The sequence below is a fragment of the Serratia sp. P2ACOL2 genome, assembly GCF_003691565.1.
Lineage (GTDB): Bacteria > Pseudomonadota > Gammaproteobacteria > Enterobacterales > Enterobacteriaceae > Serratia > Serratia liquefaciens.
In genome coordinates this window covers 132,496-150,625 of the sequence record NZ_CP033162.1, presented here as the reverse complement: position 1 = coordinate 150,625, position 18,130 = coordinate 132,496, and the positions used below count along the sequence as shown (strand labels likewise).

13 protein-coding genes, 1 tRNA gene and 1 pseudogene are annotated in these 18,130 nt (G+C 53.9%); 10 read left to right on the top strand and 5 right to left on the bottom strand.

What is annotated here, in order from left to right; genetic code table 11:
• The first annotated feature begins 121 nt into the window (after positions 1-121).
• The 5 genes from EBA31_RS00715 to EBA31_RS00695 all read left to right on the top strand — a co-directional run bounded on the left by EBA31_RS00715 (position 122) and on the right by EBA31_RS00695 (position 4,407).
• Positions 122-1,423, top strand: a complete 1,302-nt coding sequence (locus EBA31_RS00715; RefSeq protein ID WP_044553921.1) for an anaerobic C4-dicarboxylate transporter — start codon at positions 122-124, stop codon at positions 1,421-1,423.
• Between the two features lie 124 nt (positions 1,424-1,547).
• Positions 1,548-1,871 carry a divalent cation tolerance protein CutA gene (gene cutA / locus EBA31_RS00710; RefSeq protein WP_020824880.1) on the top strand — a complete coding sequence of 108 codons (324 nt, stop codon included), beginning with the start codon at positions 1,548-1,550 and terminating at the stop codon, positions 1,869-1,871.
• Positions 1,847-3,556, top strand: a complete 1,710-nt coding sequence (locus EBA31_RS00705; protein ID WP_122076688.1) for a protein-disulfide reductase DsbD — start codon at positions 1,847-1,849, stop codon at positions 3,554-3,556. Before cutA ends, EBA31_RS00705 begins: the two co-directional genes overlap by 25 nt.
• 40 nt (positions 3,557-3,596) lie before the next feature.
• On the top strand, positions 3,597-4,172 hold the full coding sequence (locus tag EBA31_RS00700) for a transcriptional regulator (RefSeq protein WP_020824878.1): 576 nt from the start codon (positions 3,597-3,599) through the stop codon (positions 4,170-4,172).
• Between the two features lie 159 nt (positions 4,173-4,331).
• Positions 4,332-4,407, top strand: a tRNA-Phe gene (locus EBA31_RS00695).
• A gap of 396 nt (positions 4,408-4,803) precedes the next feature.
• On the opposite strand, the gene torS is transcribed toward EBA31_RS00695, so the two are convergent.
• Entirely contained in the window at positions 4,804-7,545 is a 2,742-nt protein-coding gene (gene torS / locus EBA31_RS00690; protein ID WP_122076685.1) for a TMAO reductase system sensor histidine kinase/response regulator TorS, read from the bottom strand.
• Positions 7,546-7,626: 81 nt separating this feature from the next.
• Between torS and torT the strand changes: the two are divergent.
• Positions 7,627-8,676: pseudogene (gene torT, locus EBA31_RS00685) on the top strand (TMAO reductase system periplasmic protein TorT); the annotation flags it as partial.
• On the opposite strand, the gene torR reads toward torT, so the two are convergent.
• Positions 8,656-9,351 carry a two-component system response regulator TorR gene (gene torR / locus EBA31_RS26985; protein WP_122076679.1) on the bottom strand — a complete coding sequence of 232 codons (696 nt, stop codon included), beginning with the start codon at positions 9,349-9,351 and terminating at the stop codon, positions 8,656-8,658. The pseudogene torT and the gene torR overlap by 21 nt on opposite strands.
• A gap of 134 nt (positions 9,352-9,485) precedes the next feature.
• On the opposite strand from torR, the gene torC reads away from it, so the two are divergent.
• Genes torC through torD form a run of 3 tightly spaced genes read left to right on the top strand, consistent with a single transcriptional unit; the run spans position 9,486 to position 13,850 of the window.
• On the top strand, positions 9,486-10,649 hold the full coding sequence (torC, locus tag EBA31_RS00675; RefSeq protein ID WP_122076676.1) for a pentaheme c-type cytochrome TorC: 1,164 nt from the start codon (positions 9,486-9,488) through the stop codon (positions 10,647-10,649).
• A gap of 12 nt (positions 10,650-10,661) precedes the next feature.
• Positions 10,662-13,196 carry a trimethylamine-N-oxide reductase TorA gene (gene torA, locus EBA31_RS00670; protein ID WP_122076671.1) on the top strand — a complete coding sequence of 845 codons (2,535 nt, stop codon included), beginning with the start codon at positions 10,662-10,664 and terminating at the stop codon, positions 13,194-13,196.
• Between the two features lie 12 nt (positions 13,197-13,208).
• Entirely contained in the window at positions 13,209-13,850 is a 642-nt protein-coding gene (torD, locus tag EBA31_RS00665) for a molecular chaperone TorD (protein WP_122076668.1), read from the top strand.
• Positions 13,851-13,991: 141 nt separating this feature from the next.
• Here torD and EBA31_RS00660 read toward each other — a convergent pair whose 3' ends face one another.
• Both EBA31_RS00660 and EBA31_RS00655 read right to left on the bottom strand, forming a co-directional pair.
• The gene (locus EBA31_RS00660) at positions 13,992-14,738 is read right to left on the bottom strand and encodes a sulfite exporter TauE/SafE family protein (RefSeq protein WP_122080569.1); all 747 of its coding nucleotides are present in this window, start codon (positions 14,736-14,738) and stop codon (positions 13,992-13,994) included.
• Between the two features lie 79 nt (positions 14,739-14,817).
• Complete coding sequence (locus tag EBA31_RS00655) at positions 14,818-15,441, bottom strand: DUF2238 domain-containing protein (RefSeq protein ID WP_122076664.1); 624 nt, start codon at positions 15,439-15,441, stop codon at positions 14,818-14,820.
• Between the two features lie 210 nt (positions 15,442-15,651).
• Between EBA31_RS00655 and actS the strand changes: the two genes are divergently transcribed.
• On the top strand, positions 15,652-16,401 hold the full coding sequence (gene actS, locus EBA31_RS00650; RefSeq protein ID WP_122076661.1) for an amidase activator ActS: 750 nt from the start codon (positions 15,652-15,654) through the stop codon (positions 16,399-16,401).
• Positions 16,402-16,472: 71 nt separating this feature from the next.
• On the opposite strand, the gene gltP is transcribed toward actS, so the two are convergent.
• Positions 16,473-17,789 carry a glutamate/aspartate:proton symporter GltP gene (gene gltP, locus EBA31_RS00645; protein WP_122076658.1) on the bottom strand — a complete coding sequence of 439 codons (1,317 nt, stop codon included), beginning with the start codon at positions 17,787-17,789 and terminating at the stop codon, positions 16,473-16,475.
• Positions 17,790-18,130 lie beyond the last annotated feature (341 nt).

Below are 18,130 nucleotides of genomic sequence, written 5' to 3'. Positions count from 1 at the left end.
ACACCCGGTAGCCCAAAAAGGCACGCTAAATCCCCCTGGATAGCGTGCCTTTTTACTTTCCATCGCCCACAAAATTTTAACTTTTCGTTTTCAAAAAAACTTATTTTAAGGAGTAGACACTATGTTAGCCGTAGAATTGGTTATCGTTCTGCTGGCCATTTTTTTAGGGGCCAGGCTGGGCGGTATCGGGATTGGATTTGCAGGCGGGCTGGGGGTTTTGGTCCTGGCGTTGATTGGCGTGAAACCGGGCAGTATTCCGTTCGACGTCATTTCCATCATCATGGCGGTGATTGCCGCGATCTCGGCGATGCAGGTCGCCGGCGGTATGGACTATCTGGTGCAGCAAACGGAAAAACTGCTGCGCAAGAACCCCAAGCACATCACCATTCTGGCACCGATCGTCACCTATTTTCTGACTATCTTCGCCGGTACCGGCAACATTTCGCTTTCCGCGCTGCCGGTGATCGCTGAAGTCGCGAAAGAACAGGGCATCAAGCCTTGCCGTCCGCTGTCTACCGCCGTGGTATCCGCACAGATCGCCATCACCGCCTCGCCAATTTCTGCCGCGGTGGTGTACATGTCTTCAGTGATGGAAGGGCACGGCGTCAGCTATCTGCACCTGCTGATGGTCGTGATGCCGTCTACCTTCTGCGCCGTACTGGTGATGTCGCTGCTGGTAAGCTGGTTGTTCGACTCAAAATTGTCGGACGATCCGGTTTACCTGAAACGCCTGGAAGAAGGTTTGGTGACACTGCGCGGCAACAAGATCATGGAAATCAAACCCCGCGCCAAAGTGTCGGTGCTGCTGTTCCTGCTCGGCGTGCTGTGCGTGGTGGCTTACGCCATCATCAACAGCCCGGGCCTGGGCCTGGTGGCAAAACCGCTGATGAACACCACCAACGCCATTCTGATCATCATGCTTAGCGTCGCTACCCTGACCACCCTGCTGTGCCGCGTCGATACCGATATGGTGCTTAATTCCAGCACCTTTAAGGCCGGCATGAGCGCCTGTATCTGTATTCTGGGGGTAGCCTGGTTGGGTGATACCTTTGTTCAAGCCAACATTGACTGGATCAAAGAGACTGCTGGCACGGTGATTCAATCGCATCCGTGGCTATTGGCCGTGATTTTCTTCTTCTGCTCGGCGCTGCTGTATTCTCAGGCCGCCACCGCCAAGGCGCTGATGCCGATGGCGCTGGCGTTGAACGTATCGCCATTGACCGCAGTGGCTTCCTTCGCCGCCGTTTCCGGCCTGTTTATCCTGCCAACCTACCCAACGCTGGTCGCCGCGGTACAAATGGATGATACCGGCACCACCCGCATCGGGCGTTTTGTGTTTAACCACCCGTTCTTTATCCCCGGCACCATCGGCGTGATATTGGCGGTGCTGTTTGGCTTCCTGCTGGGCAGCGTGATGCTGTAATGCTTCACCCCGGGGCTGCGGCCCCGGTTTCCCCTCTCCTGCCCCACTGGCGATAAACTCGCCTTCTAGCTGACCGCCCTTCAAGGTATAGTGCCCACTGATAATCTGGATGAGAGGGCTGAAGATGTCTGATTGCGAAGCTGTCGTCATACTCTGCACCGCACCCGATGAGGCCACGGCACAAGACCTGGCGGCCCGGGTTCTGGGGGAAAAGCTGGCGGCCTGCGCCACGCTGTTACCCGGCGCAACGTCGTTATATTACTGGGAAGGGAAACTGGAACAGGAATATGAAGTGCAGATGCTGTTCAAAAGCGATTGCCACCATCAAGATGCCCTGCTCAGCTACCTGAAACAACATCACCCCTACCAGACGCCAGAACTGTTGGTGTTGCCGGTGATGGCCGGAGATAAAGACTACCTGTTATGGATCAACGCCTCATTAAACTGATTTTTCTGCTTTGCAGCCTGTTCTTTCTGCCGCAGGCGGCCCAGGCTTCGCTGTTCGGCCAAAACGGCGGTAGCCAGTTCGTGCCTGTCGATCAGGCCTTCGCCTTTGATTTCAAACAGCAAGGCAATCAGCTGTCGCTGGACTGGCAAATTCGTCCCGGTTATTACCTGTATCGCCAGCAGATCAAACTGGTGCCAAAGCAGGCCACGCTGGGCACCGTTGAACTGCCCGCCGGGCTGAGCCACAAAGACGAATTTTTCGGCGAGGTCGCCATTTTCAAGCAACAGCTGAATCTGAAGATTCCGCTGCAACAAGCAACGGCAGATGCCAGCCTGAGCGTGACCTACCAGGGCTGCGCGGAAGCCGGTTTCTGCTACCCGCCGGAAACGCGCGTGATCCCGTTGAATGCCGTGAGCGCCTCCGCCGCTCCGGTACTCCCTACTGCGGCAGAGCCGGTACCGGCTCCCAATGATCTGCCGTTTTCACCGCTGTGGGCATTGCTGATCGGTATCGGTATCGCTTTCACCCCCTGCGTTTTGCCGATGTACCCTCTGATTTCCGGCATCATTCTGGGCCGTGAAAAACCGCATAGCAGCGGTCGAATTTTGGCGTTGGCCGTGGTTTACGTGCAGGGTATGGCGCTGACCTATACCTTGCTGGGTTTGGTGGTCGCTGCCGCCGGGCTGCAGTTTCAAGCGGCACTGCAACATCCGTACGTGTTGATCGGCCTCTCAGTGCTGTTTATCGCCTTGGCATTGTCGATGTTTGGCCTCTATTCATTGCAATTACCGGCCTCGCTGCAAACGCGTTTAGCGGGCTGGAGCAATACCCAAAAAGGAGGCTCGCTGCCCGGCGTGTTCCTGATGGGGGCTCTAGCTGGATTGATCTGTTCCCCTTGTACCACCGCACCACTCAGCGCGATCCTGCTCTACATTGCCCAGAGCGGTAATATGTGGGCCGGCGGCGGTACCTTGTACCTTTACGCATTAGGCATGGGGATCCCGCTGGTGCTCGTCACCCTGTTCGGCAACCGCCTGCTGCCGCGTAGCGGCCCATGGATGCAGTATGTCAAAGAGGCTTTCGGCTTTGTGATCCTCGCCCTGCCGGTATTTCTGCTGGAGCGTGTGATCGGCGATCTGTGGGGGCTGCGGCTGTGGAGCCTGCTGGGTCTGGCGTTCTTCGGCTGGGCATTTGCCCTTAGCCTGAAAACCTCCCGCGGCTGGGCCCGTGTTTTACAGATGCTATTACTGGCAGCGGCGGTGATTGCCGCACGGCCGTTGCAAGACTGGGCTTTTGGCGTTAACAGCACTCAGCAGGCAGCACCACATCTGAACTTTACGCAGATCAGTAATGTGGAGCAGCTCAACCTGGCGCTGCAGCAGGCACAGGGTAAACCGGTGATGCTGGATCTGTATGCCGATTGGTGCGTCGCCTGCAAAGAGTTCGAAAAGTATACCTTTAGTGATGCGGCCGTTCAGGCTAAGCTGACCAATGCCGTGCTGCTGCAGGCGGATGTGACCGCCAACAATGCCGAACAGGCAGCGCTGCTCAAGCACTTGAAAGTCCTGGGTTTGCCGACAATTCTATTTTTTAACGGTGCAGGACAAGAGTTGACGGCCCAGCGGGTGACTGGATTTATGGATGCTCCAACGTTCAACGCGCATTTGCAGAAAGTAGTGCAATAAATAACACTGAAGTTCAGAACCGAATTTGGAGGGAGCACAAGTGCAACGCGAACAAGTTCTTGATACGGCACTGGGGCTGTTGGAACAACAGGGCCTGGCAACCACCACATTAGAAATGCTGGCAGAAAAACTCGACGTACAGCCGAGCGATCTTAAACGCTTCTGGCCGGATCGCGAAGCGCTGCTGTATGACTGCCTGCGCTATCACGGCCAGCAAATTGACACCTGGCGTCGTCAGTTGCTGCTGGACGAAGCCCTGAGCCCACAGCAAAAATTGCTGGCACGCTACGACGTGCTGGCAGAGTACGTACAACACGATCGCTATCCCGGCTGCCTGTTTATTGCCGCCTGTAGCTTCTTCCCGGAGGTGGATCACCCTATCCACCAGCTGGCCGAGCAGCAGAAGCTGACTTCGCTGGAACTGACCCGTGACCTGCTGCGAGAAATGGACGCCGACGATGCGGATATGGTGGCGCAGCAGATGGAACTGATCCAAGAGGGCTGCCTCAGCAAACTGCTGATAAAACGTCAGCTCCAGGACGTATCCGTTGCCAAGCGCTTGGCGGAAGACATCTTGCAGGTCGCTCAGTGCCGCAGAAATGGCGCATTAAGCTGAATGACACCATGGCGGCGAGCGCAACCACGGTACTTTACGCCCATCTCGCGCTTTTTTTGCTCCCTTTGACTGAAAAGCCAGCAACCGGACGCGTTTTGCCTTATTTCGTTCACAAAGCCGTTGACTGACTTCGGCCAATACGGTTTAATGCTGCGCGTTGCCCGGATAGCTCAGTCGGTAGAGCAGGGGATTGAAAATCCCCGTGTCCTTGGTTCGATTCCGAGTCCGGGCACCATATTTAGAGAACCCAGCCAATGGCTGGGTTTTTGCTTTTCTGGAGTGAGACTCTTCATCGAACAAGTTCGATTATTCGGCCAGAGGCCTCACCCTGCGGGCCAACGCTAAAGCGTTGTTCAATCCGGCGCAAGCGCCGGTTGTCCGAGTCCGGCACCATATTTAGAGAACCCAGCCAATGGCTGGGTTTTTGCTTTTCTGGAGTGAGACTCTTCATCGAACAAGTCCGATTATTCGGCCAGAGGCCTCACCCTGCGGGCCAACGCTAAAGCGTTGTTCAATCCGGCGCAAGCGCCGGTTGTCCGAGTCCGGCACCCTATTTAGAAGAACCCGCCTATGGCAGTTTTTTTGCTTTCTGAGACAGGACGCTTCATCGGACAAGTTCGATCGCACGACCTTATTGCGCATCGATCCAGGCCGAAAGCTGCCGCAATTCTTCCGTGAGGATTTGGCGCAGCGGAATCAATTTATCCGGTGTCTGCTCCAGCTCGGAACAGGCCTCAACCGCATGCTGCATGCCCAAACTGGCACAGCTGCTTTTTAGTTTATGTGCCAAATGCACAACTCTGCGCACATCCCCCGCTTCGCTGGCCTGTTCAAGCTCAGTAACCCATAACAAGGCATGTTCTGTGAACAAGTCTCGCCACTCGCTGATTTTCTCTTTACCGAACACCGCCATATCCTGCGTTAGCTGAACGAAATCCAAACTGGGAGCGAGCTGCATCGGGCATTTTTCTGCCGTTAAATAGTGCTCAATCAGTCGGCTTAATGCTGCACAGGCGATAGGCTTTTGTATCAATCCGCAGAATATTTCGCCGACGCGGAGCCTTAACGTTTCGTCGGCAACATGGGCGCTGAAACCGATAAGGGGTAACTGTGGCTGCAACGCAGCAATCAGCCCAGAGAGCGTCACACCGTCCATATCCGGCAGATCCAAATCCACCAGTACACCGCTGAATGCGCCATCAACTGCCAATAGGTTCAATGCGCTTTGGCCATCGCCAACCACCTCAACCATGGCATGGCAAGACAGCAACATTTCGGCGGTAATACGCTGGGTGACCAGGTTATCTTCCACCAGCAGCAGACGGTAACCGGAAAGATCCGTTCGTTCTTCTGCCCGATGCTGTATGGGCGTAGCCGCGATAATCAGCGGCAGACTCAGTGAAAAACAGCTGCCGCTCCCCAGCGTGCTGGTAACGCTTAAGCTGCCTTGCAGTGCCTCCGCCAGCCCCCGGCTGATCGCCAATCCCAGCCCGGTGCCACCGTGCTTGGCCGTCAGCTGTACAAAGGGTTTGAAAATCTGTGCCAGTGCTTCACCGGCAATGCCACACCCCGTATCTGCAACGTCAATTTGCCAGCGCGGCCCATCAATATGGCAGCGAATATCCACCCGGCCTTGATCGGTGAAACGCAGGGCGTTAGCCAACAAATTCATCACAATTTGGCGAATACGCCGCGCATCACCCTTGAGCCATTGCGGCAATTCGTCAGCACAAGTGAGAGCCAATGTAATCTCACGATTACGTACCCGCCCGGAGATTAACCTCATGATACTCGCCAGTAACTGACGTGGGTCGAAAGCCTCTTCGTTGAGCGTCACGCTGCTCTTACCCGCCTCGAGCGCAGAGTAATCCAGAATATCGTTGAGGATCGCCAATAGACTCTCACCGGAGTCATTGATCGCCTGTACGTAGGAGAGGTTCTTTAGCGACAGCGCCTGTTCCGACAACAGCTGAGCCGTGCCAAGAATACCGTGCAACGGGGTTCGAATTTCATGGCTCATCGCGGCCAAAAAGGCCGACTTAGCCCGGTTGGCCTTTTCCGCCTCAGCGCGAGCCTGGTGGTGCTCCATTACCATGGCTTCTAATTCTGCAGTACGTAATTCGACCTGCTTCACCAGGTCTTGGCGCTGGTTTTGTAAGGCATAGGCATTGGCGCGAAAAGCCTCCATCAACTGCCCCATGGTATTTAGCTCCCGCACACCGGAAGTCGCCGGGAATGGCGTGTTGAGATCGCCCTCCAATAACCCTTCCAGAGCCGCTGTTTGCTTCGCCAAGGGCAACGTCACCGAGCGCCACACCACGTGCCACAGGATCAGTGACAGCGCCACCAACGAGAATAAACTCAAGATAATCAGCCAGAACTTTCCCGTTTCCCGAGCCTGCCGAAGTGCCTCTAACGCCTGAGTATTACGCCGCTCGATATCGCTGACCTGACGGCTGATTTCAGTACTGAAGCGAGTAAACATATCCAGGTTGTCTTGCGACAGCGCCTGAAGCTGCGCGCGGAGATCCCGTTCCCGCTGATACAGTGCCGCAAGCTGTTGATAACGTTCCAGGGTCTGTAATTCACGCGCTATCTTTTCGCTTGTAAGGGGATCTTCGACTCGCTCCTGCCTGCGCTGGAGAATACGAACGTAGTTGCCGATACGGGAGATTAATTCTGCTGGCGCACGCTCGGCAAGCTCCTTCTCCAGCAGCAAAATCAGATGCTCAATTTGTATCGCATTGAGCCGTAGCTCGGCCATTTGATTTTGATATTCATAATCGATATCGATCAGGCGGTCTAACGCCTGCTCCGCGGCCTGATTGCGATGCTGCTCAATCAAATCGTAAATCCCTGCCTGCGTAACGCCTGCGGCCGTTGCGGCATTGTTTAACTGCCCTTTGGCCAACTCGGCAATGCGGGCCGCTGCATCCATAATTTCACGGGAAAGATCGCGCTGCTGTTTTCGCAGCGTCAGGCGCTGACCAACCAACTCACCCTGCAGACCTAAACTGCGCGTAATGTCGGACTCCTGCTGCTCTATCGCCGTCGTATCAAACCCTTGGCTGCGCAAACGTTCCAAAAGCCGGCTGATACGCAAACTTTGCACCGTGAGCATCTTTCCTTGTGCCATCCAATCGGCTTGGGTATCGGCATTCGTTAAACTTTGGGCGGAAAACAATTCGTATGCACTGGCCTCACTGAGTTGCCGGGCCAAATTCATCGTCGGGATCACCGACCGGGTGTGGTTTTGTTCGACCTCGCCCATAAAGCGAAAACCCAACCAACCTATCAGCGAACTGATCAGCGCTAACCCTGCCATCAGCAGAAAAGCCAACCAAAGTCGCTGTGTTAACGAAGGGTGCCCCATAGGTATCCTGATGATGAAATTAAAGTTGTTTTATCAGTGACGAAACCTCTAGCATAAAGACTTATTAAATATGAGGCTATTATGCGCAGCGCGATTTTCCGTTTTCTTCTGCCGTTTTTCTGCGGCACGATAACCTGCTCGGCATTGGCTGTTTCGCAAGCCCCTCTGGTGCGCTGGCTAAACGAGCGACAATCAGAGCCGGTTGCCGCCATGCCGGTATTGCAGATGGAACGCCGTTGGAAATTGTGCGCCCTCTACCCCAGCCTGAAGGACGCTTACTGGCTCTCGATCAATTACGGCATGATCCGTGAAGCCCAGCGAACCAAAGTGCAGCTGAAGATATTTGAAGCCGGTGGCTATTCGCAGCTTGAAACCCAACGCGAACAATTAACGCTCTGTCGCCAATGGGGGGCCGATGCGATTTTGCTTGGCAGCAGCCTGGCTCAATTCCCCAACCTGGCAGCATCCGTTGGCAACACGCCGGTGATTGCCGTGGTGAATGAACTGAATTTTGCGGCGGCCAAAGCCCGGGTGGGCGTGCCCTGGTTTCAAATGGGCTACCAACCCGGCCGATATCTGGCCGAGCATCCCCCTCACCCTTCACTCCATGTGCTGCTGATGCCTGGGCCAAAGGATGCCGGAGGCAGCCGGGAAATGGTTGACGGATTTCGCACCGCGGTGGAAGGAAGTTCGATACAGATCGTTGATGTGGTTTATGGCGATAACGACGTAGAGATACAGCGCAACTTATTACAGGACATGCTGGAAAAACACCCTGAAATCAACCTGATTGCCGGGAATGCCATTGCCGCTCAGGTCGCCATGGGGGAAGCACGCAACCGTCGCCATCCCTTGGGAATTGTCTCTTTTTACCTGTCACATCAGGTATATCGGGGACTGAAACGGGGCAGAATCATCGTGGCAGCCAGTGACCAGATGGCGCTACAGGGCGAGCTGGCCGTCGATCAAGCCATTCGAGCCTTGCAGCATCAAAACGTGGACATGAACATCAGCCCGCAAATTCTGGTACTGACACCGGCGAACATTTCCCCTGAGAAGGTAAAGCTATCCCTTTCTCCCCTGGGTTTTCGCCCGGTGTACCTGTTCCCTTCAGCTAACCTCAGCCGCGAGAAAGTAACCCTCGCCATGCCTGGTGACGAACAGTTCGTGGCTCAATTTGTTTCTCAACCGGCGGATCAATACATCTACGGTACGAAGATCCGGCTGGTCCACCCGGTGAGATGACAACATGCGCAACAGCCGTTCGCGGCTCAACACCGTGCCCGGGTTGGTAATAAACGCCAGCAGCATTTCGTATTCGGCTCGCGTCAGGCGAATCGGCTCCCCCTCGCATTCCAGCGTATGCCTGGAAGGATTAAGGCAATATCCGGCGAACAGATAGCAGTTTTCCTGTTGCCCTTGCCTTGCTGGCGTCTTGGCCAAATCGATACGCCAAAGGAGGTTTTTGACGCGCACCACCAGCTCACGCAACTCGAGGGGTTTAGTGACATAGTCATCCGCCCCCATTTCCAGCCCTACAATCCGATCAATTTGCTCACAACGGCCGGTCACGAGAATAATGCCGACGTTTGAGCGTTCACGCAGAGATCGGGTCAGCAACAAGCCGTTTTCATTGGGCAGGTTGATGTCCAGCAGTACCAGATCCACCGGCTGAAGCAGCATAATTTCCTTCAGCCCCGCCCCGCTTTCGGCCACAGAAACCTGATAGCCCTCATGAACAAAATAATCACGTAAGCGCGCCTGTGTAACCGGATCGTCTTCAACGATAACAATGTGATGGCTCATGATTTCACGCTCGCTTCAGTCTGTTCATATCCATTCATATTCTGACTTACTCCATTCATCCAGACCGGTGACCCCATTCATATTTACTCAATATCCTACTAAAGGAGTACCCATAATAACGAGAAGGTTTATTTATGAGCAAACTTTGGCGAAAACTGACACGGCCCAGTGCCAAATGGTCAGTGCTGGCACTGTTAGGGATCGGTTGTATTCTCGGATTGGCCATCATCATCGTGCCGCACGCTGGCATTAAGCTGACCAGCAATACGGAATTCTGCGTCAGTTGCCATGCGATGCAGCCGGTATATCAAGAATATCAACAGTCCGTTCACTTCAAGAATGCGTCCGGCGTACGCGCAGAATGCCGTGACTGCCATATCCCACCGGATGTTCCAGGCATGCTGTGGCGCAAATTGGAAGCGGCCAACGATCTCTATCAAAACTTTATTGCTCATTCGATCGATACGCCGGAAAAATTCGAAGCGAAACGTGCCGAGCTGGCCAAGCGCGAATGGAAGCGCATGAAAGACAACAACTCCGTCGGCTGCCGTTCTTGCCATAACTACGAGGCCATGGAGCACAGCAAGCAGCACCCTGAAGCGGCCAAACAGATGAGCATTGCGGCGAAGGACAATCAGTCTTGCGTTGATTGTCACAAGGGGATTGCTCACCAACTGCCGGACATGAGTAGCGGTTTCCGCAAGCAATTTGAAGATATGCGCCTGCAGGCCAACGAAAACAGCGACGGCAACACGCTATATACGCTGGACATGAAACCTATCTACGCGGCCAAAGGCGATAAAGAACCGGCGGGCTCTCTGCTGCCGGCCTCAGAAGTTAAGGTCTTAAAACGTGACGGCGATTGGCTCGAAGTGCAAATCGTGGGCTGGACAGAAACCGAGGGGCGCCAACGCGTGCTTTCGCTGCTGCCTGGCAAACGCATTTTTGTTTCGTCCATTCGCGATGAAGTGCAAAAACACGCCCAAACGCTTGAAAAAACCACGGTAGCCGCCACCGGTGCGGAGTGGAGCAAACTTCAAACCACCGCCTGGGTACAAAAAGGCGACCTGGTCAACGATATCAAACCGATTTGGGCCTACACCAGCGCGCTGTACACCGGAACCTGCAATCAGTGCCACGGTGCCCCTGACATTGCGCACTTTGATGCCAACGGCTGGATCGGCACGCTGAACGGCATGGTGGGCTTTACCAGCCTTGATAAGCGCGAAGAACGCACCCTGCTGAAATATTTGCAGATGAATGCTTCCGATACCGGCGGCGCAGACCAGAAGCACTAAGGGAGAATGCACATGAAATCATCACAGAAAGTCAGCTTGTCCCGCCGTCGTTTTCTGGCTCAGCTTGGTGGCTTAACGGCCATTGGCATGATAGGCCCTTCGCTGTTAGTACCCAAAAACGCCCTGGCTCAGGGAGGGTTGCAAGAAGGTATACTGACCGGTTCCCATTGGGGAGCCATCCGCGCGACCGTGGTGGACGGGCGATTTGTCGCTGCCAAACCCTTCGAAATGGATAAATATCCCTCGAAAATGATTGCGGGCTTACCCGATCATGTCCATGGCACGGCACGCATCCGTTACCCGATGGTACGAATTGACTGGATGCGTAAACGCCATTTGAGTGATACCACACAGCGCGGCGACAACCGTTTTGTGCGGGTAAGTTGGGATGAAGCACTGAACCTGTTCTATCAAGAGCTTGAGCGGGTGCAGAACACCTACGGCCCGTCTGCTCTGCTATCCGGCACCGGTTGGCAATCGACCGGCATGTTCCACAATGCCGCGGGCATGCTGGCTCGGGCGCTGGCCCTGCACGGAGATTCTGTCGGTACCGGCGGCGACTATTCAACGGGTGCCGCCCAGGTGATTCTGCCGAGGGTGGTGGGTTCAATGGAAGTGTATGAACAGCAAACTTCCTGGCCACTGGTGCTGCAAAACAGCAAAACCCTGGTGCTTTGGGGATCGGATCTGGTGAAAAACCAGCAGGCCAACTGGTGGTGTCCGGATCATGATGTTTATGAATATTACGCCGAACTTAAAGCCAAAGTGGCCAAAGGCGAAATCAACGTCGTCAGCATTGACCCAGTGGTGTCATCTACCCATGCGTTTTTAGGCCGTGAGCATGTGCAGCACATCGCTCTGAATCCGCAAACAGACGTGCCCTTACAGTTAGCGCTGGCGCACACGCTGTACAGCGAGAATCTGCACGATACCCACTTCCTCAAAACCTATTGCGTTGGCTTCGAGCAATTCCTCCCTTATTTGCTGGGCCAAACGGACGGCCAACCTAAAGATGCCCAATGGGCGTCAGCACTGTGTGGCGTCGATGCTGAAATCATTCAGGCATTGGCTCGTCAAATGGCGGCCAACCGTACGCAAATCATTGCGGGCTGGTGCGTGCAACGTATGCAACACGGCGAACAATGGGCGTGGATGACGGTAGTGCTGGCGGCGATGCTTGGCCAAATCGGCTTACCTGGCGGCGGGTTCGGTTTTGGTTGGCACTACAACGGCGCAGGTACACCGAGCCGCAAAGGGGTGATCCTGAGCGGTTTCTCCGGTTCCACCGCTACGCCGGCACGCCATGCCAAGGGGGATTTCAAAGGTTACAGCAGTACCATTCCGATCGCGCGCTTTATCGATGCCATGCTGGAGCCGGGCAAGGAGATCGATTGGAATGGCAAACGCGTCAAGCTGCCAATGCTGAAAATGTGCGTGTTTGCAGGCACCAATCCGTTCCATCGCCATCAGCAGGTTAACCGGATGATTGCCGGCTGGCAGAAACTGGAAACCGTGATTTCTATTGATAATCAGTGGACCTCAACCTGTCGTTTTGCCGATATCGTTCTGCCTGCTACCACACAATTCGAACGCAACGATCTCGATCAGTTTGGCAACCACTCCAATCGCGGCATTATCGCGATGAAACAGCTGGTACCGCCGCAATTTGAGGCACGTAATGACTTCGATATCCTGCGCGAACTTTGCAAACTGTTCGATCGCGAAAGTGATTTCACCGAAGGCCTGGATGAAATGGGTTGGATCAAACGCATTTATCAGGACGGCGCGCGCCAGGGCAAAGGACGCGGCGTGACTTTGCCTGCATTCGATGAGTTTTGGGATGGCGATGGCTACGTCGAGTTCCATCACCCCGAAATGTTCGTGCGTCACCAGGCGTTTCGTCAAGACCCGGATCTGGAACCTTTAGGCACCCCAAGCGGCCTGATCGAGATTTACTCAAAGAGTATTGCGGATATGAATTATAAGAACTGCAAAGGTTACCCAATGTGGTTTGAAAAGGCAGAACGTTCACACGGCGGGCCGCTTTCAGCGAGCTATCCACTTCATTTGCAGTCGGTACATCCCGATTTCCGGCTGCACTCCCAGCTGTGCGAGTCTGAAACCTTGCGTGCACAGTACAGCGTTGCAGGTAAGGAACCGGTATTTATCAGCCCGGAAGATGCGGATGCTCGCGGCATCAATAATGGTGATGTTGTTCGGGTGTTTAACGCCCGCGGGCAGGTTTTAGCGGGTGCGGTAGTTTCAGATCGCTATGCGCCGGGAGTGATCCGCATCCATGAGGGTGCCTGGTACGATCCTGAACGTGGCGGCGTGGCGGGTAGCCTGTGCAAATACGGCAATCCAAATGTACTGACGTTGGATATCGGTTCTTCCGAGCTGGCTCAGGCGACTAGCGCCCATACGGCACTGGTTGAGATTGAACGCTTTAATGGCAAAATCGAACCTGTTACCGCCTTTGATGGCCCATTGGAAATGGTTGCGCAATGCGACTACGTGCCGATGACGCCAGCAAACGTGCCGCAGTAAGGAGGTGGTTCCATGGAAGATAATATTTCAGCGCTGGGACATCCGCATTATGCTTGCCTCTATGCCTGGTTATCCGGCAGTTTCGCCCGCGAGCTTAGCGACCTGCAAATTGCAGAACTGACCAGCCCTGAACTCACCGCATGGCTGGCAATAATTGAACCGCTGCCGGGGCTGACAGCGCCGGTAACCCAATTCAGACAAACCGTTACGGCACTCCAACAGCGGCCCGACGCCCAACTGGAATTGGCCGCCGACTTCGCCGGGCTGTTCCTGATGACGGAGAAGTCCGCTGCGTTACCCTATTCCTCTTGTTATCAGTTGGAATCTTCGCGTTTTAAGCAGGAACCCAGCGCGCAGATGAAAGCGCTGTTGGCACAATCGGGCATGGCGGTGGAGAGTTCCTTTGGCGAACCGGAAGATCATTTAGCTCTGGTTGTCGAACTGTTAAGTCACCTGAATTTCGCATTAACAGAAGCTGGGAATGAGCGCAGAGAATTGCTTGAACTGCGAAGTGAAGCCTTGATTCACTGTCTGAGTTGGCTGCCGGAGTTTAATCAGCGCTGCCTCAGTTACGACAAGTTTGGCTTCTATGCCGCACTCAGCGGCTTACTGCTTGCCCTGATGCGCCTTGATGCCGGCATGCCCATGCAATAAATCACCAGCTTGGCCCTCATAACCTGAGGGCCTGGCGCGCCTGAGAGAATGCCTGAATAAGTGGCCACACCCACCAGCGCCGCTTAATTGGGATCGAAGTAAAGCTCGCTGGCATGGCAGAAGGCATTCCGCCCAGCATGCTCAACTGAAATACTTAACCATCAGCGCGGTACCCGAGGCCAACAAAATCACATTGATTAGCTTCAGGAATTGCTCACGTGACATTTTCAAAGTGAAATGACGCCCCAGGGTAATCCCCACCAACATCCCCGGCAGCAGCACCAATGCCAGTAGCAATAAATCAATGTCCAGATAAACACCGGCAAAGGTGAAAATAACCACCCGCGTCAACGTACTCATCCCGATAAGCGTGGTTTGAGTCATCCGGAAAGCCTCTTTCTTCTCAATACGACCGCTGAGATAGATGGCATAGATAAAGCCGCCGCTGCCGAATAATGCGCTGAAAATCCCGCCCACCAGGCCAAAAGGCACCGAAGCCTTGGGCGAAAATTGCCGATCGGGTTTTAAACCGCTGAGCGAATAAAGAGCATAGAGCACCACAAAAATGCCCAACGCCAACAAGAGGATATCCGGCCGGGTTTTCAGCAGGATCGCCGCGCCCAGAAGACTGCCGATAATCATCACCGGGATCAGCCGTTTTAATTCTGCCCATTGTGCATTGCGACCATCGCGGCTGACGTTAACAATGGCCGCGCACATGTCCAGCAGCGCCAGCAAAGGAACAATTTTCGCTACCGGAATATAAAGCGCCATCACCGGACTGGCGACCAACGCCGAGCCAAAACCGGCAATGCCGAAAATGACATAGGCCACCAGCAAGGTGGCGGCCAGTACCAGATAGCTTGAGAGCGTTAAGGTTTCTTGCATATCCATTTCCGCCTACTCCATTACCCCGAAGCGAGCTGCAGGCTAAAACCTAATACTTTAGTTGATAAACGGAGGAACGCTATTTCGCGCTTAAACCAGCCAGTTGCCGATCCTGTCGACGGCCGAACAGCAACAGCCCACATGCCGCCCCCAACAGGGCACAAAACATGTCAGACTGGGTATCCCATGGGTCGCCCTGTGTTCCCAGAAACTCATCGGCACCCTGCCCTAATGCCAATGCGGCCCACCATTCGATCAGTTCATAAACTGCGCTGATGGCCAACGCAATGCAGCACACCACGAAACCCAACATTTTTCGGCCCCGGACATAATCCCCACGCAGCAGAATTTCCCGCGCCACCAGCGCAGGCACCAGCCCCTGGAAAAAATGCCCAAGCTTATCGTAGGGGTTACGCCCCAATCCCAATAACTCCTGCACGTAAAACCCGGCGGGCACGCGCGCATAGCTATACATACCGCCAAAAATCAAAATTAACGCGTGGAGAAAAATCAGCTGGTACAACAAGGGGGTTAGCGGATAACGACTCCGGGTCAGCCCCAAGACAACCAGCGCTATCACAACCGGCATGACTTCCATCAGCCAGGTCATTCGGTCATAGGGGTAAACACCGCTATAAATCAGCAATGCAATCAGCAACAACGCGGCGGTGGGTAATAAATAACGGGCAGACAAGAGGGACATGGTGAAGTTACCAGGACGGTGAAAGTTATCGCATTATTATACAGTGACAAAATGAAGGCGGCATATTTCGCCGTCCAGTGAAACCGCCAGGCAGCTTTTTTGACCACATAGCCGTTGATGTTACTATACGAAGATCACTATGCTCCCGCACAAGTACCACCTGGCAGCATAACTACTAAGGGCGACGACGTTTAAGGACGATATTTGAGTATGGGAAGCACATTCGCTGTATGGCGGCTGATGGCCGTGTGCGTAGTCAGTCTTGCGTTGCTGGGCTGTGGCTCCGGAAAGAAGGCCAACACCTATGACCGCGACTACGATAGCCTGGCCAGAGGCAGCTATAGCGGCAGCACCTATACCGTCAAACGCGGTGATACTCTGTTCTATATTGCCTGGATCACCAATAGTGAAGTCAGCGAGCTGGCGCGTCGCAACAAGATCCCCAAGCCTTACAATCTCGAGATTGGCCAAAAGCTGGCGTTAAATAATATGACGGCGCAGAAAGGTAAAACGCGTAAAACGAAATCGACAGGCCAACTTGCGGCCGCTGCGCCGCCGATCCGCAGCAGTATCAAATGCTGGCGCTGGCCAACCCAGGGCAATATCGTCAGCAAGTATTCTACCGCCGACGGTGGCAATAAAGGCATTGATATCGCCGGTAACCGCGGGCAGCCGGTATTTGCCGCAGCCAAAGGTCGAGTGGTGTACGTGGGTAACCAACTGCGGGGCTACGGCAACCTGATTATGATCAAACACAATGACGAGTACATCAGCGCCTACGCTCATAACAACACCCTGCTGGTGCGCAACGCGCAGGAAGTGAAAGCCGGGCAAAAAATCGCCACCATGGGCAGCACAGGTACCGATAAGGTCATGCTGCACTTCCAAATACGCTATCGCGCTACCGCTCTGGATCCGCTGCGCTTCTTGCCACCGCAAGGTTCCGCACCTTCCTGTTAATTCCTCTGTGGAAAATGAACGAAAAAAAACCCGCACAAGGCGGGTTTTTTCATAAGCAAGCGCAATAGCCGTTAAGACTCGTTGACCTGCTTTACCTTGCCGGACAAGAACGCTTGTTCGTAAGCCCGCGCCTTTTTGCTGTCGAACTGGTGCTCCCATTTCGCGACCACCAATACCGCCAACGCATTACCCACCACGTTCAGCGCGGTACGTGCCATATCCAGAATACGGTCAACCCCGGCGATAAACGCCAGACCTTCCAACGGGATCCCGACGCTGCCCAGCGTGGCCAACAGCACCACAAAGGAAACCCCCGGCACGCCGGCAATGCCCTTAGAGGTCAGCATCAGCGTCACCACCAGGACAATCTCCTGCCCCAGGGACAGCTCAATACCGTACAGCTGCGCAATAAAAATGGCGGCGATGCTCTGATACAGCGTCGAGCCGTCCAGATTAAAGGAATAACCCGTCGGCACCACAAAACTGGTGATCGCCTTCGGTGCACCGTAGGCTTCCATTTTTTCGATGATACGCGGCAACACCGTTTCTGAACTGGCTGTGGAGAAGGCCAGGATCAGTTCATCCTTCAAAATACGAATCAACGTCCAGATACGCAGATTGCAAATGCGGGCAACGGCGCCCAGCACCACCAAAGCGAAGAAGGCGATAGCAAAGTACACCAGCACCACCAGCTTGGCCAAAGGCCACAGCGAGGCGAAACCAAAGTTGGCAACCGTCACTGAGATCAGACCAAATACCCCGATCGGCGCATAGCGCATGATCATATGAGTGACTTTGAACATGCTTTCGGAAACGGCTTTAAACACCTTCAGCAGCGGCTCTTTGGTTTCTTTCGGCAATGACGACAGACCAAGACCAAAGAGCACCGAGAAGAAGATGATCGGCAACATGTCGCCCTTCGCCATCGAAGCGAAAATGTTCGACGGGATCAACGACAGAACCGTGGCAACCAGGCTGTGCGATCCACTTTGCACCTGCTCAGTGGTTTTTTCATACTGCGAGATATCGACTGCGGTCAGCGTCGACATGTCGATACCGTGACCGGGTTGAAAAACATTAGCCAGCGTCAGCCCCACCACGATGGCAACAGTGGTGATCACTTCAAAGTAAATAATGGTTTTCAATCCGAGCCGACCCAGCTTTTTCGCATCTCCCACCCCGGCGATACCGACAACCAGTGTAGAAATAACAATCGGCACAACAATCATCTTAATCAGGCGAATAAATATATCTCCCGCCGGGCTAAGAATATTGCTGACTAACCACTCTCGTGATTCCGTCTGATTATGGAGTACGGCCCCAACGATAATACCCAGTACCAACGCGATCAGGATTTGCCAAGCAAGACTGATTTTTACACTTTTCATACCCAAAAAGTCCTCAAAGACTCTTTTCCGCGTATTTAAAACAATTCGCCGAAAAGAATACTTAATCATTTAATACAGGCTTATGTTGATGACAACGAAGCGCTCACCTGCCCTTAGTGTGACGCTATTTAAATCTGTACCATCTGAAAGGCATGCTCTGCAAGCCTTGTTTTATCGACCTTCTGTGCAAAATATAATCACAAATGAATTTAGTATTTAATTTCACCAAACATAATTAGTTGTTATTAAAAGCATAATTTTATGCGAGATGTATCACGAAACCACCTCATACTTTGCTTTTTTAGCCGGATGGAAGTGCGTTTATTTTCGCTAATCTTGCA